Consider the following 12,994-nt stretch of genomic DNA (forward strand, 5'->3'; position numbering starts at 1 on the left):
TGCGCTCCTGCTCGACGACGCTCAGCCCTGGAAGAAGCTGTTCTCGGTCCACCACGCGTAGAGGGCGCTGACGTCCTCCTGGGTCGTGCCGGGTGCGCTGACCAGGCCCTCGGTCAGGTACTCGTCGTCGGTCCAGGCGATCTGCACGGTCCCGTCACCGACGATCGTGCAGGCCACCAGCCCACCGGTCACACCGTCGATCGTCCACTCGCCGTAGCCGACGGTCGTGGAGCAGTCGTCCTCACCGGTGAGCGCGGTCAGCCCCGCGCCGCCGGTGTCGGCCTCGAACACCGCGTCCAGCGTCGCGACGTCCGGGTAGCGGTGGAAGACCGCCTCCGCCGCACCCGGCTGGGTCTGCGACGCCCCGCACGCGGCGGCGGCCACGTCGCCGTCACCGGCCAGCGGCTGCTCGACGCAGTCGACGAAGTCGCTGGGCAGCTGCGCCAGGAGGTCCTCCGCCGCGGGATCGACCGGGGCCGGCGAGGACGACGGTGCCGGTGCGCTGGACGAGGGACGGGACTGCGCGGAGTCCGTCGCGCCGGCCGCGGTCTCCTCGTCGTCGCCGCCGAGGGTGATCACCAGGGCGATCGCGACCAGCAGCACCAGGGCGAGCGCGGCGACCGTGGTGATGACGCTGGTCCGCTTCCGGCCGCCGTCGGGGCCACCCGGCCCACCCCAGCCAGGGCCCCCGGGACCGCCCGGGTGCGGCGGCTGGGCCGGCACCCCGAAGCCACCGACCAGGGTCGGGGGACCCGCCTGTGCCGGTGGCCCGCCCCAGCCCGCGGGCTGGCCGGGCTGCGGCGCCCACCCGCCGGGCGCCGGCGGCTGACCCGGCTGCTGCCCCCAGCCGCCCGCGCCGGCCGGCGGCTGTCCCCAGCCACCCGGACCGGCCGGCTGACCCGCCGGTGGCGTCCAGCCGCCCGGTCCGCCGGGCTGCCCCCAGACGCCACCGGGCTGCGGCGGCGGGACCTGCCCCCAGCGCCCCGGGTCGGGCTGCTCACCGGGCCGCCCGTCCGGCCCGTGCGGCGGGTTCCCCTGCGGGGGCTGGCTCATCGTGCGACCTCCGACTCGACTGTCCGGGGACGGAGCCTAGGGGCCGCCGGCCGACGGCGGCTGCGTCCGTCGGTGTCGAGTGGGTGCACGGCGGGTTCAGCCGCGGCGACCGAACCGGGCCAGCAGCCGGGTCTGCAGGTCGGCGCCGGGCGGCACGTCCAGCGGCGCGGCGAACAGCCCCGGGACGCCGTCCTCGCTGAGGTGGGACTCGGCGTAGCGGAAGGCGGCGGCGACCAGGTCCGGGTCCAGGTGGGTGTCGCCGTGCACGGCCCGGGCGAGGTCCCAGGCGTGCACGGTCAGGTCCGCGGTCATCTCGGTCAGGTACTCCGCGGCGCTCGCCGGGCCGGAGGAGAGCTGCACCGTGCGGTCGGGCGAGGAGAGCCCCGCCCAGGCGGTGAGCGCCTCGTCGGCCGCGGTCTCCCAGGCCAGCAGCGGGTCACCGCCCAGCAGCTCGTCCGGGTCGGTGGGGATTCGCGCGGCGACGTCGTCCACCGGCTCGCCGGCCAGCAGCGGCGCGACCCACCGCTGCTCACCGGTCAGGTGCGCGACGAGGTCGGCGACGCTCCAGTCGGGCAGCGCGGGGGCGTCCCACTCCCCCGGCTCGACGGCGTCGACCCGGTCGGTGAACTGTGCCTGCGCCCGCTGGAACAGCAGCAGCAGGTCGGCGTGGCTGGGCTGAGGCATGCCATGAGTAGAACGCAGCAGGGGCCCGGGACGCCGATCGGCGTCCCGGGCCCCTGTTGCTGCGTCCTGCCTCAGTAGGTCGGCAGTGCCTTGTCGATGCGGGTCGCCCACGCGGTGACGCCGCCCTGCACGTGCACGGCGTCCTTGAAGCCGGCGTTCTTCACCGCGGCCAGCGCCTCGGCGGAACGCACGCCGGTCTTGCAGTGCAGCACGATCGGCTTGTCGTTCGGCAGCTGCGCCAGCGCCCGGCCGGAGAGGATCTCGTCCTTGGGGATCAGCGTGGCGCCCGGGATCGACACGATCTCGTACTCGTTGGGCTCCCGGACGTCGATCAGGGCAAAGTCCTTGCCGGCGTCCATCATGTCCTTGAGCTCGTCGACGGTGATCGTCGAGCCGGCGGCGGCCTCCTGGGCCTCCTCGGAGACAACACCGCAGAAGGCCTCGTAGTCGATGAGGCCGGTGATCGGCTCGCCCTCCGGGTCCTTGCGGACCTTGATCTCGCGGAAGGTCATCTCCAGGGCGTCGTAGACCATCAGCCGGCCCAGCAGCGTCTCGCCGATGCCGGTGATGAGCTTGACCGCCTCGGTGGCCTGGATGGCGCCGACGGTCGCGCACAGCACGCCCAGGACACCGCCCTCGGCGCAGGAGGGGACCATCCCGGGCGGCGGCGGCACCGGGTACAGGTCGCGGTAGTTGGGCCCGTGCTCGTTCCAGAAGACCGAGACCTGGCCGTCGAACCGGTAGATCGACCCCCAGACGTACGGCTTGTCCAGCAGCACGCAGGCGTCGTTCACCAGGTAGCGGGTGGCGAAGTTGTCCGTGCCGTCGACGATCAGGTCGTACTCGCGGAAGATGTCGAGGACGTTGTCGCTGTCCAGCCGCGTCTCGTGCAGCCGGACGTCGACGTAGGGGTTGATCTCCTTGATCGAGTCCCGGGCGCTCTCGGCCTTGGACCGGCCCACGTCGGACTGACCGTGGATGATCTGGCGCTGCAGGTTCGACTCGTCGACGGTGTCGAACTCGACGATGCCGAGCGTGCCGACACCGGCCGCGGCCAGGTACATCAGCACCGGGGAGCCGAGCCCACCGGCGCCGACGGCGAGGACCTTGGCGTTCTTCAGGCGCTTCTGCCCGTCCATCCCGACGTCGGGGATGATCAGGTGGCGGCTGTAGCGGCGGACCTCGTCGATCGACAGGTCGGCGGCGGGCTCCACCAGGGGTGGCAACTGCACGGAGCGCTCCTCACACGGCTGTGGTGACAGGGCTGACCGGCTCCAGAGGCCGGGGTCCTGGACTGCCCAACAGCGTGGCACGTGCGCCTGTTCCCCCGCCGTGGCCGGGTCAGCCGCGCAGGTCCCGCCTGGCGTACCCGACCGCGCCGGCCGCGGTCAGCACCGCAGCCAGGACGAGCATGCCGACCAGGCCCGGCACGTCCGGCGGTACCGCCGGGACGCCGGCCAGGTGGGCGAACGGCGAGATGCCCCGCACCCACCCCGGCCAGCCCAGGGTGTCGGCCAGCACCAGCAGGAGGTAGCCGCCGACCGCCGGCAGCGAGCCCAGGGGCAGGACGGCTCCCGGCGCCCACGCCAGCGCCACGACGGCCGCACCCAGGCAGAGGGCCACCACCGGGAGCACGTTGAGCGCCCCGGCCAGGGCCTCGCCGGACGTCAGCCCGGCCCCGACCGTGGCGGCACCGACCCAGGTCGCCGCGCCGGCCAGGACGACGAGCAGCACGGCACCCGCAGCGACGGCCGAGAGGTCGGTGGCCAGCCAGCGGACCCGGGACACGGGCAGCCCATGGACCAGCGCGAGCCGGCCGGCCACCTCGTCCGCCGCGGTGTCGGCCACCCGCCCGGCCACGAAGGCACCCACCGGGAGGGCCAGCAGGGCCAACAGTGCCGACACGTAGCCGGAGACCGTCTCCAGCCCGGCGAAACCCGCCTGTGCGGCCAGGTCGGCGAAGTCTGCGTTCTCGGCCAGGAACTCGGTCATCGTCGTGGCGAGCACCCCGATCAGCAGGAAGTACGCCGCGAGGCCGGCGCCCCAGGCCAGCACCGGACGGCGGACCCGACGCACGGCCAGGGCCGCCAGCGACCGCAGGGACCGGGCCCGCACCGCGCCCGTGCGCCGCAGCGGGGCACCGCCGACGTCGCGCCGTCCGGCCACCCACCAGGCCGCTGCCGCCAGCCCCACGTCTGCCGCGGCCAGGAGGAGCACCGGGACCACCGCGTCGTCGGCGTACGGCGCGCTCCGGGACAGCAACCCGAACGGACCGAGCCAGTGCAGCCAGGCCAGGGCCGGCACCCCGTCGGCGACCATCCGCAGCAGCAGCCCGGTCAGCAGCACCCCCACCGCCGCGCCGGCGGCCGCGCGGCGCTCGGCCAGCAGCTGACCGGCGAGCGCACCCAGTGCGGCACCGCACGCCCCGGTCCCGGCGACGAGCGCGCCGAACAGCACGGCGCCGCTGACCGCGGTGCCGGCGAGCAGCAGCCCGGCGGTGACCGCGACCCCGGCGAGCGCGGCGGCGCCGGCGGTCACCGCCAGGTGCCGCAGCACCACCTCGGGCAGGCGCGTGCGACCACCGAGCAACAGGTCCCAGCGGCCGGCCTCCTCCTCACCCCGGGTCACCCGGGACGCGGTGAGCGCCGCCCAGGTGCCGACCAGCACCAGCACCGGCGTCCCGGTGCGCCACACGGTGAAACCGCCCACGTCGTCCAGGGCGACCGGGGGGCCGAACAGCGTGCGGATCGCCGGGTTCTCGGCGAGCGCGGCGAGGGACGGGCCGGCCAGCGCCTGGTCCAGCCGGCGGAACTGCACCGCCACCAGGGCCGGCAGCGCGGCCGCGAGCACCGTCACCACCGCCGTCCCGCGCCGCACCGACCGGACGGCGAGCCCGGTGACCACCGGGCCCGCGGCCGCCGGCACGCTCGCCGCGGTCACACCGACGCGCCGGGACGAGGGCTGACCGTGTCGCCGTAGAAGTCGAGGAAGAGCTCTTCCAGCGACGGCTCGCGCACCACCAGCGAGACGACCTCGAGCCGGGCCAGCGCGCGCAGCACCGGCCCGGGCGGGCCGGACAGGGTCATCGTCAGCTCGACCGGCGAGCGCCAGCGCAGGTCCTCGACGCCCTCCACGTCGGCGAGGGCTGCGCCGGCCGGCTCGGCCAGGGTGACGTCGAGCTCGGAACGGCGCAGCCGGCGCAGGTCGGGCAGGCCGGCGACCTCCACCAGCCGCCCACCGCGCAGGATGCCCACCCGGGAGCAGACGGCCTCGACCTCGCCCAGCTGGTGCGAGCTCAGGAACACCGCCTGTCCGCGCCCGGCGGCCTCGGCCACGCACCGGCGGAACTCCCGCTCCATCAGCGGGTCCAGGCCACTGGTCGGCTCGTCGAGCACCAACAGCGGCGCGCGGGTGGCGAAGGCGGCGACCAGCGCGACCTTCTGCCGGTTGCCGGTGGAGTACGCGCGGGCCCGCCGGTCGGGGTCCAGCGCGAACCGCTCGACCAGCTCGGCGCGGTAGTCCAGATCCGTGCCGGGACCGACCCCGGCGAGCAGGTCGAGGCACTCGCGCCCGGTCAGCCACGGCCAGAGCGCGACGTCGGCGGGCACGTACGCCAGGTGGCGGTGCGCGCGACCGACGTCGTCCGCCGGGACGCCGAAGACCGCCACGGAGCCGCCCGTCGGCCGGAGCAGCCCCAGCACCATCCGGATGGTCGTGGACTTGCCGGCGCCGTTGGGACCGAGGAAGCCGAACACCTCGCCGGGGGGCACCGACAGCGAGACGTCGTCGACGGCGACGGCGCGGCCGAACCGCTTGCTCAGGTGCTCGACGCGCAGCGCGGGCACGGCAGTGGGAGAGGACATCGGAACCGTCCGATCGCAGTCGGGGACACGACTGCCGACCAGGCTTCCCGGCGCTCCGGTCCGGACCCTAGACCCACCCGGTCACCGGCGGGAGCCCTCCGGCGACGCGGCCTCAGCACGGGAGGGACCGGCGAGGTCAGGAGGGGAACGGCCAGGCGTTCTTCGCGCAGCCCTGCAGGCCCAGGGTCTGCTGCTGCATGACCGGGGCCAGCTGCCCCGGCCCGGGGCACTGCTCGTGGCCGTTGCCGAGGGCGTGGCCCACCTCGTGGTTGACCACGTACTGCCGGTAGGTGGCGACGTCCCCGCCGTAGTCGGGGACGGCGGTCTCCCAGCGCGCGAGGTTGATCACGGCGCGCTCGCCGTACCGGCAGGAGGTGTAGCCGCCGGTGCCCACGCCCGGGCAGTACGTCTCCATGCTGCCGGGACTGACCAAGCTGACCCGGAACTCGTAGTCGCCGCCGGCCGCCTCGGCTGCCCCGACCCGCTGGAAGGAGCGCTGCCCGCCGGCGCCCCAGGACCGCGGGTCGCCCAGGGTCGCCTCGACGGCGGCCGCGAACTGCGCCCCGTCGACGCCGATGCCGTCCTCCACCTCGACCACGAACCGTTGCAGCGGGCCGGTGCCGTACACCCCGGACGCCCCGTCGACGACGGAGACCGTCCCGGCGCCCTGCTCGACGTAGGTGGCCGCAGCCGGCGGGGCGGGCGCCTCGGTGGGCGTTCCCTCACCCTCTGCCGCGGGCGTCGTCTCGGGGGCACTGGTCGAGGGGGCGGGCTCGGCGGGCGGGCTGACCGCGGAGGCCGCCGCGGTCTCGGTCGCCCGGCCCCCGGTCACCACGCCGGTCACGGCATCCAGCAGGGCGATGACGGTGGCCACCGTGAGCAGCGGGATGGCGTAGGCACGCCAGCCGTACCGCTGGACGAACCGGCCGAAGCGGCTGCCGGCGGGAGCCGGCCCACGGCGGCGCCGGGGGGCGGGGTCGCGCCGCGCGACGAGTGGACCGGCGGGGCGCTGGGCGCGCGGGTCGGCCGGCCGTTGCCGGGGTCGCGCGCCCGCGGGCTGTCCGCGCCGGCCCGCCTCCCGGTCGGCGCGCGGGCCGGAGCTCGTCACGGACGCCAGGTTCTCACGATCGCCGCTCCCGGTGGCAGACCTCGGCCGGGGCGGCGGGGGCGTCACACCCGCTGGGCCGGACCGGTGGCGCTGCCGGCCGTCGCGGAGGCAGCGTCCTCGGCGAGCGCGAGGACCGCGCGGGCGGTCGGCTCCGGCGCCTCCAGCATCGCCAGGTGCCCGATGCCCGCCTGCACCTGCAGCCGGGCGTCGGGCAGCACCTCGGCCAGCCTCGGCGCCAGCTTCGGGTCGACCAGCTTGTCCCGGTCGCCCCACACGACCAGGGACGGCGCCTGCACCGAGCGGGCCATCCGCCAGGCGTTGGCCCGGCCGACGCGGAAGTAGGAGGTCATCAGGCCGCGCAGGCTGCGGGTGAGCGCCTGCCCGGCCCATGGCTGCTCGTCCCGCCGGCGCATCTCCTCGACGGCCTCCTCGACCCGCTCCCGTGGCACCCGGGTCGGGTCGCCGAAGCACATCTGCAGCAGCCCGCGGACCCGCTGCTCCGGACTGACCCCGGCCATCCGGCGTTCGGCCAGTGACGGGACGCCGGGGAGCAGCACGAGGGTGATGGCCCGATCGAAGGCCGCGGGCACCCGGTAGACCGGCATGGCCGCCGAGATCAGCGTCAGGGTCGCCACCAGGTCGGGGCGGCGGGCGGCGACCCAGACGCTGACCAGGCCACCGAGGGAGTTGCCGACCAGGTGCACCGGGGCGCCCTGCCCCGGGCCGGGCCGGGCGACGACCCACTCGAGCACGTCGACGACGGCCTGCACGTGCCGGTGGATCGAGTAGCGGGGCGGCGGGGCGGACTCCCCGAAGCCGGGCAGGTCCAGCGCGTAGCCGTCGAAGCGGACGGCGAGCAGCGCGGCGAGGTCGGTCCAGTTGGTCGAGGCGCCACCCAGGCCGTGCACGTACAGCGCCCGCTCGTGCGGGGCGTCGGGCGGCAGGTCGGCGGCCGGCTGCCCGTCGTCGTCCACCGGCCCGGTCCACGGGGTGTGCCGGACGAGCACCTCACCACCGGTCACCGGGACCATGGCCCCGGGCCAGGGCGGGAGGAGCACACCGGGCCGGGGCAGCGGGGTCTCGGACAGCCGGGCGTCGCTCACCCGCCCGACGGTAGGCCACCCGCGCGGCGCCGACCGCCCACCGTTGCGGACGCCACCGTCCGGCAACGGCGTCGGTAAGCTCGCCCCGCCATGCAGCCCAGCCGACCCGTACCCGTCCCGCCTGCCGCCCGCCGCACCTCCCGCCTGCCGCGCAGTGCTCGCCGGCTGCAGCTGCTGCGGGCCGCCCAGGACGTGTTCGTGGCGCAGGGGTTCCACGCCGCCGCGATGGACGACATCGCCGACCGCGCCGGGGTCAGCAAGCCGGTGCTCTACCAGCACTTCCCGGGCAAGCGGGAGCTCTACCTGGCGCTCCTGGAGCAGCAGGTCGACGAGCTGAGCGACCGGGTCAGCCAGGCGATGGCCGGCACGGAGGACAACCGGGCCCGGGTCGACGGCGCGGTGGGCGCCTACTTCGACTTCGTCGACGCCGAGGGCGAGGCGTTCCGGCTGGTCTTCGAGTCCGACCTGCGCAACGACCCCGACGTCCGCCGGCTGGCCGACCGCGGCGCGCTGGCGTGCATCGAGGCGATCGCCGAGGTGATCGCGGTGGACACCGGCGCCGACCCGGAGCGGGCGCTGCTGCTGTCGGCGGGGCTGACCGGGCTGGCCGAGAACAGCGCCCGCTGGTGGCTGGCCCGCAAGGGCACGCTGTCCCGCGACGAGGCGGTCTCGCTGATGTCGGCGCTGGCCTGGCGGGGCATCTCCGGCTTCCCCCGCCGGGACGACGCCGACGACGCCTGAGCCCGGCTCCCGGCGACCGGGGGTTTCGCTGACGGCGCACCCGCCGGACCGGCTGCCTCCACCGGCCCTGGACTAGCGTGGGGAGCCAGCAGCCAGACCTGAGGAGGCATCTCCACGTGGAAGTCAAGATCGGTGTCCAACACTCCCCCCGCGAGCTGGTCATCGACAGCCCCAAGACCCCCGACGAGATCGCGGCTGAGGTGTCCAAGGCCATGAGCGCGTCCAAGGACGGCCTGCTGACGCTGGTGGACGAGCGCGGTCGCCGTGTCGTCGTCCCGGTCGACCGGATCGCCTACGTCGAGATCGCCGAGGCCGACCAGCGCCGGGTGGGCTTCATCGCCGGCTGAAGGAGCACTCCCGGGCCCTGCCCGGCTCGTCGACAGGGCGTCGCCGCACCGCGGCGGCGCCCTGTCGTCGTGTCAGCCGTGTCAGCCGTTGAGGCCGAGGGCCTGCATCCGGGCGGAGTGCGCGGTGGTGAGCCGCTGCAGCAGCTGGGCCACCCCGGCCAGGTCGCCGGTGCCGCCGATGATCAGGTCGGCCAGCTCGTCGTGCTCGGCGATGACCGCCTGCGACTGGGTCAGCGCCTCCCCGACCAGCCGGCGGGCCCACAGCGCCAGCCGCCCGGCCAGCGTCGGGTCGGCGACGATCGCTGCCCGCACCTCGCGGAGGGCGAAGTCGGCGTGCCCGGTGTCGGCGAGCACCTCCTCGACCAGGGCCCGGTCCGGCTGCGGCAGGAAGGCGGCGACCTCGCGGTAGAAGTCCGTGGCCAGCCCGTCGCCGACGTAGGCCTTGACCAGGCCCTCCAGCCAGGTGCTCGCCCGGGTGCCGTCGTGGAAGGCGTCCAGCGCGGCCACGTAGGGGCCCATCGCCTCGGCCACGTCCACCCCCAGCTCCCGCAGCCGCGCGGTGAGCCGTTCGTGGTGCCCGATCTCGGCCGCGGCCATCCGCGCCAGGGCCGCCCGGCCGTCCAGCGTCGGGGCCAGCCGGGCGTCCTCGGCGAGCCGGTCGAAGGCGGTCAGCTCGGCGTAGGAGAGCACCCCGAGCAGGGCGACGACCGCCTGCCGGCCGGGGCCCTCGCCGGCCTGGGCTGTGGGCCCGCCCTCGGCCCTGTCCTCGGCGCTGGCCACGGGTCCTCCCTCGTCGTGCGGTCGTCGCCGCCGGGCGGGCGTGACCACCCGGACGGGTGGTCGCACGGCCGTGTCGCACGGCGGCAGGGGGAGGCTAACGGGCTGGTCAGGCTAGGATGGAATCGACGGGCCCTGGGGCTCGTTCCCCGAAGAGCAATTCCCTGTGCGCTGATGACCGCTGGATCTCCTCCTCGAGACCGGCCCTCCGAGGGCCGTCTCCCGGGCAGTCTGCACCGGACGCCCGGTCTGCTGGCCGCGTCGGCGCGTGGATCGAACATCCCGGAACCGACCCCGGGACCGGCGAGCGCCGCCGGGCAACGCCTGCTGCCAGGCACCGCCGAGCGCTCCTGGTCCCCCACCAGACCGAGGCGAGAGAACTGACCTCCACCGAGAACACCCCCGCAGAGAACACCCTTGCCGCTCCGGAGCTGGAGCACGCCGAGACCGGCGCCCCGGCTCCCGAGGAGCTCGAGCAGCAGGTCGAGGAGCTGGGCGGCGCTCCCGTCGCCAGCGACAGCCCGCTGTTCAGCGACTTCGACGTGCACCCCGACATCGTGGCCGCGCTGGCCGAGGTGGGGATCACCCGCACCTTCGCCATCCAGGAGCTGACCCTGCCGCTGGCCCTGGCCGGCAACGACCTGATCGGGCAGGCCCGCACCGGCACCGGCAAGACGCTTGGCTTCGGCGTCCCGCTGCTGCAGCGGGTCACCCCGCCGGCCGAGGGCGGGGACGGCGTCCCGCAGGCGCTGGTCGTCGTCCCCACCCGCGAGCTGTGCGTGCAGGTCTCCCGCGACCTCGCCGCCGCCGGCGCCAAGCGCGGCATCCGGGTGCAGGCCATCTACGGCGGCCGGGCCTTCGAGCCGCAGGTCGCCGCGCTGCAGGCCGGCGTCGAGGTCGTCGTCGGCACCCCCGGCCGGCTGCTGGACCTCGCGCAGCAGGGGCACCTGATCCTGGGCAAGGTGCGCGGCCTGGTGCTGGACGAGGCCGACGAGATGCTCGACCTGGGCTTCCTGCCCGACATCGAGCGGATCCTGGCGATGGTCCCGGACAAGCGGCAGACGATGCTGTTCTCCGCGACCATGCCCGGCCCGATCGTCACCCTGTCGCGGTCGTTCATGACCCAGCCCACGCACATCCGGGCGCACGGCAACGACGAGGGCTCGACGGTCCCGCAGACCACGCAGTTCATCTACCGGGCACACAACCTGGACAAGCCCGAGCTGCTGTCCCGGGTGCTGCAGGCCCGCGACCGCGGTCTGGTGATGGTCTTCTGCCGCACCAAGCGCACCGCGCAGAAGGTCGCCGACGAGCTGGTCGACCGCGGGTTCGCCGCGGCCGCCGTGCACGGTGACCTCGGCCAGGGCGCCCGCGAGCAGGCGCTGCGCGCCTTCCGCGCCGGCAAGGTCGACGTGCTGGTCGCCACCGACGTCGCCGCCCGTGGCATCGACGTCACCGGGGTCAGCCACGTCGTGAACTACCAGTGCCCCGAGGACGAGAAGACCTACGTGCACCGGATCGGCCGCACCGGCCGCGCCGGCAGCACCGGCGTCGCCGTCACCCTGGTCGACTGGGACGACATCCCGCGCTGGCAGCTGATCAACAAGGCGCTGGACCTGCCCTACGCCGACCCGCCGGAGACCTACTCCACCTCGCCGTGGGTCTACACCGACCTCGACGTGCCGACCACGGCCACCGGCCGGCTGCCCCGCTCGCAGCGGACGCGCGAGGGCCTGGGCGCGGAGACGCTGGAGGACCTCGGCGAGACCGGCAAGCGCCAGAAGACCGGCGGCCGTTCCGGAGGCGCCCACTCCGGTCCGGGCCGGGACGCCGCCCGCACCGACGACGACCAGCCCGCGGCCGGCCCGCGCAAGACCCGCTCGCGCCAGCGCACCCGGGGCAGCGGCGCCGCCGCGGCGGGTGCCGCCGCAGCGCTGGGCACCGACTCCCCCGCCGCCGACGGCGCGGCCCCGGTGGACGCCGGTGCGGCCGACGACGGCGCAGGCAGCCGGCCGCGGCGTCGTCGTCGCCGGGGTGGCCGTGGCGGCGGCAACGGCGGCGGCAGCGAGTCCGTCGCCTGATGGCAGGCCCCCTCCCCACCCCTCGCACGCTCGGGGCGGGTCCCGGGAGGGGGCCGGCCAGGCGTCCGCCACGGCGGGTCTGGATCTGGACGGCGGTCACCCTCGTGGTGGCCGCCGTCGCCGTGTCGCTGTGGCGGACCTCCGACGTCGTCGCCACCTCCCGCACGACGGCGCCGCCGGCGACCGTGCCGGACGAGGCGCCGGCCGCCGAGCTCACCCAGGTGTGGTCCGTCGCGACCAGCGAGGGACCCCGCCGGGCCGTCGAGGGTGGCCGGGTGCTGGTGACCGACGAGCACGGGGTCGCCATGCTGGACGCCGTCACCGGCGAGGAGGCCTGGCACTACCGCCGGGACAACGCGACGCTGTGCGACGCGACCGCGATCGGCGGGAACGTCATCACGGCCTTCCGCACCACCGGGCGCTGCAACGAGCTGACCGCCCTGTCGGCGTCCACCGGCGAGCGGGACTGGTACCGCAACGTGCGCTTCCGCACCGACGTCGACCTGGCCAGCACCGACCAGATCCTGCTGGCCAGCAGCCCGACCGGCGTCGTCACCATCGACCCGGCCGGCAACAACACCCGCTGGCGGTACGCGCCACCGACCGACTGCCGGCTGGTCGGCTCCGACGTCGGCAGCTCCGGGGTGGTCGTGCTGCAGCGGTGCCCGGACACCGGCGTCCTGCAGGTCAGGCTGCTCGACGGCTTCGGCGGCACCGAGATCTGGACCCGAGACGTGGCCACCGGCACCAGCACCGCCAGGCTGGCCGGGGTCGACCGGCTCGTCACCGTGGTCGTCGACGACCGGGTGCTGGTGTTCTCACCGGTCGACGGCACGCCGCTGCCCGACCTCCCCCTGCCCGCGCTCCCCGCCGGAGCCGCCCCGCAGACCGAGCCGCTCCAACAGGCCGGGGTCGAGGACGTCGCCCTGCTCTGGGCCCGCGGCACCGCCTACGCCCTCGACCAGGGGACCGGGCTCCCGCAGTGGCAGGTGCCCGCCCGCGGCCTGCCCTCGGCCGGCACGACCGACGAGGCCGGGGTGAGCACCGTGACCGTGCCGGAGGACGGCGCGTTCGTGCAGCGCACGCTGGACGACGGCACCGAGGTCGCCCGGTCCACCACCGGGGACGACGTCCCGCCCGGGGGCCGCACCGCCCTGCTGGGCCCGGTCGTCGTCTACGGCACCGCGGACGAGGTGCTCGGCCACCGCTGAGCGGGGACCCCGGGTGAGGCTCGGGT

The 12,994-nt window shown here is 75.6% G+C and carries 12 protein-coding genes; 4 read left to right on the forward strand and 8 right to left on the reverse strand.

The window, feature by feature from the left end:
- Positions 1-21: 21 nt before the first annotated feature.
- The 7 genes from HLA93_RS09060 to HLA93_RS09090 all read right to left on the reverse strand — a co-directional run bounded on the left by HLA93_RS09060 (position 22) and on the right by HLA93_RS09090 (position 7,811).
- Positions 22-1,053, reverse strand: a complete 1,032-nt coding sequence (locus HLA93_RS09060; RefSeq protein ID WP_222194056.1) for a hypothetical protein — start codon at positions 1,051-1,053, stop codon at positions 22-24.
- 96 nt (positions 1,054-1,149) lie between these two features.
- Complete coding sequence (locus tag HLA93_RS09065; RefSeq protein ID WP_222194057.1) at positions 1,150-1,737, reverse strand: TIGR03086 family metal-binding protein; 588 nt, start codon at positions 1,735-1,737, stop codon at positions 1,150-1,152.
- Positions 1,738-1,808: 71 nt separating this feature from the next.
- Positions 1,809-2,969 (reverse strand): adenylyltransferase/sulfurtransferase MoeZ, encoded by a 1,161-nt coding sequence (gene moeZ, locus HLA93_RS09070; protein ID WP_222194058.1) that lies wholly within the window; start codon positions 2,967-2,969, stop codon positions 1,809-1,811.
- A 109-nt stretch (positions 2,970-3,078) separates the two neighbouring features.
- Positions 3,079-4,662, reverse strand: coding sequence for a hypothetical protein (locus tag HLA93_RS09075; protein WP_222194059.1), 1,584 nt, complete (start codon positions 4,660-4,662; stop codon positions 3,079-3,081).
- 11 nt (positions 4,663-4,673) lie between these two features.
- Complete coding sequence (locus tag HLA93_RS09080) at positions 4,674-5,600, reverse strand: ABC transporter ATP-binding protein (RefSeq protein ID WP_222194060.1); 927 nt, start codon at positions 5,598-5,600, stop codon at positions 4,674-4,676.
- Between the two features lie 136 nt (positions 5,601-5,736).
- Positions 5,737-6,708: a DUF3152 domain-containing protein gene (locus HLA93_RS09085; protein ID WP_222194061.1), complete on the reverse strand. Its 972-nt coding sequence runs from the start codon at positions 6,706-6,708 to the stop codon at positions 5,737-5,739.
- A 62-nt stretch (positions 6,709-6,770) separates the two neighbouring features.
- Entirely contained in the window at positions 6,771-7,811 is a 1,041-nt protein-coding gene (locus HLA93_RS09090; protein ID WP_222194062.1) for an alpha/beta fold hydrolase, read from the reverse strand.
- Positions 7,812-7,901: 90 nt separating this feature from the next.
- Between HLA93_RS09090 and HLA93_RS09095 the strand changes: the two genes are divergently transcribed.
- Both HLA93_RS09095 and HLA93_RS09100 read left to right on the forward strand, forming a co-directional pair.
- Positions 7,902-8,552: a TetR/AcrR family transcriptional regulator gene (locus HLA93_RS09095; protein ID WP_222194063.1), complete on the forward strand. Its 651-nt coding sequence runs from the start codon at positions 7,902-7,904 to the stop codon at positions 8,550-8,552.
- A 116-nt stretch (positions 8,553-8,668) separates the two neighbouring features.
- Positions 8,669-8,899 (forward strand): DUF3107 domain-containing protein, encoded by a 231-nt coding sequence (locus tag HLA93_RS09100; RefSeq protein ID WP_222194064.1) that lies wholly within the window; start codon positions 8,669-8,671, stop codon positions 8,897-8,899.
- An 81-nt stretch (positions 8,900-8,980) separates the two neighbouring features.
- On the opposite strand, the gene HLA93_RS09105 is transcribed toward HLA93_RS09100, so the two are convergent.
- Positions 8,981-9,679 carry a ferritin-like fold-containing protein gene (locus HLA93_RS09105; protein WP_222194065.1) on the reverse strand — a complete coding sequence of 233 codons (699 nt, stop codon included), beginning with the start codon at positions 9,677-9,679 and terminating at the stop codon, positions 8,981-8,983.
- Between the two features lie 116 nt (positions 9,680-9,795).
- Here HLA93_RS09105 and HLA93_RS09110 point away from each other — a divergent pair, with 116 nt between their 5' ends.
- The gene (locus HLA93_RS09110; RefSeq protein WP_246626148.1) at positions 9,796-11,757 is read left to right on the forward strand and encodes a DEAD/DEAH box helicase; all 1,962 of its coding nucleotides are present in this window, start codon (positions 9,796-9,798) and stop codon (positions 11,755-11,757) included.
- A gap of 107 nt (positions 11,758-11,864) precedes the next feature.
- Entirely contained in the window at positions 11,865-12,968 is a 1,104-nt protein-coding gene (locus HLA93_RS09115; protein WP_308128027.1) for an outer membrane protein assembly factor BamB family protein, read from the forward strand.
- The last annotated feature ends 26 nt before the right edge of the window (positions 12,969-12,994 follow it).

Origin of the sequence: Modestobacter italicus, from assembly GCF_019799965.1 — a bacterium.
In the GTDB taxonomy this organism is placed as follows: Bacteria; Actinomycetota; Actinomycetes; order Mycobacteriales; family Geodermatophilaceae; genus Modestobacter; species Modestobacter italicus_A.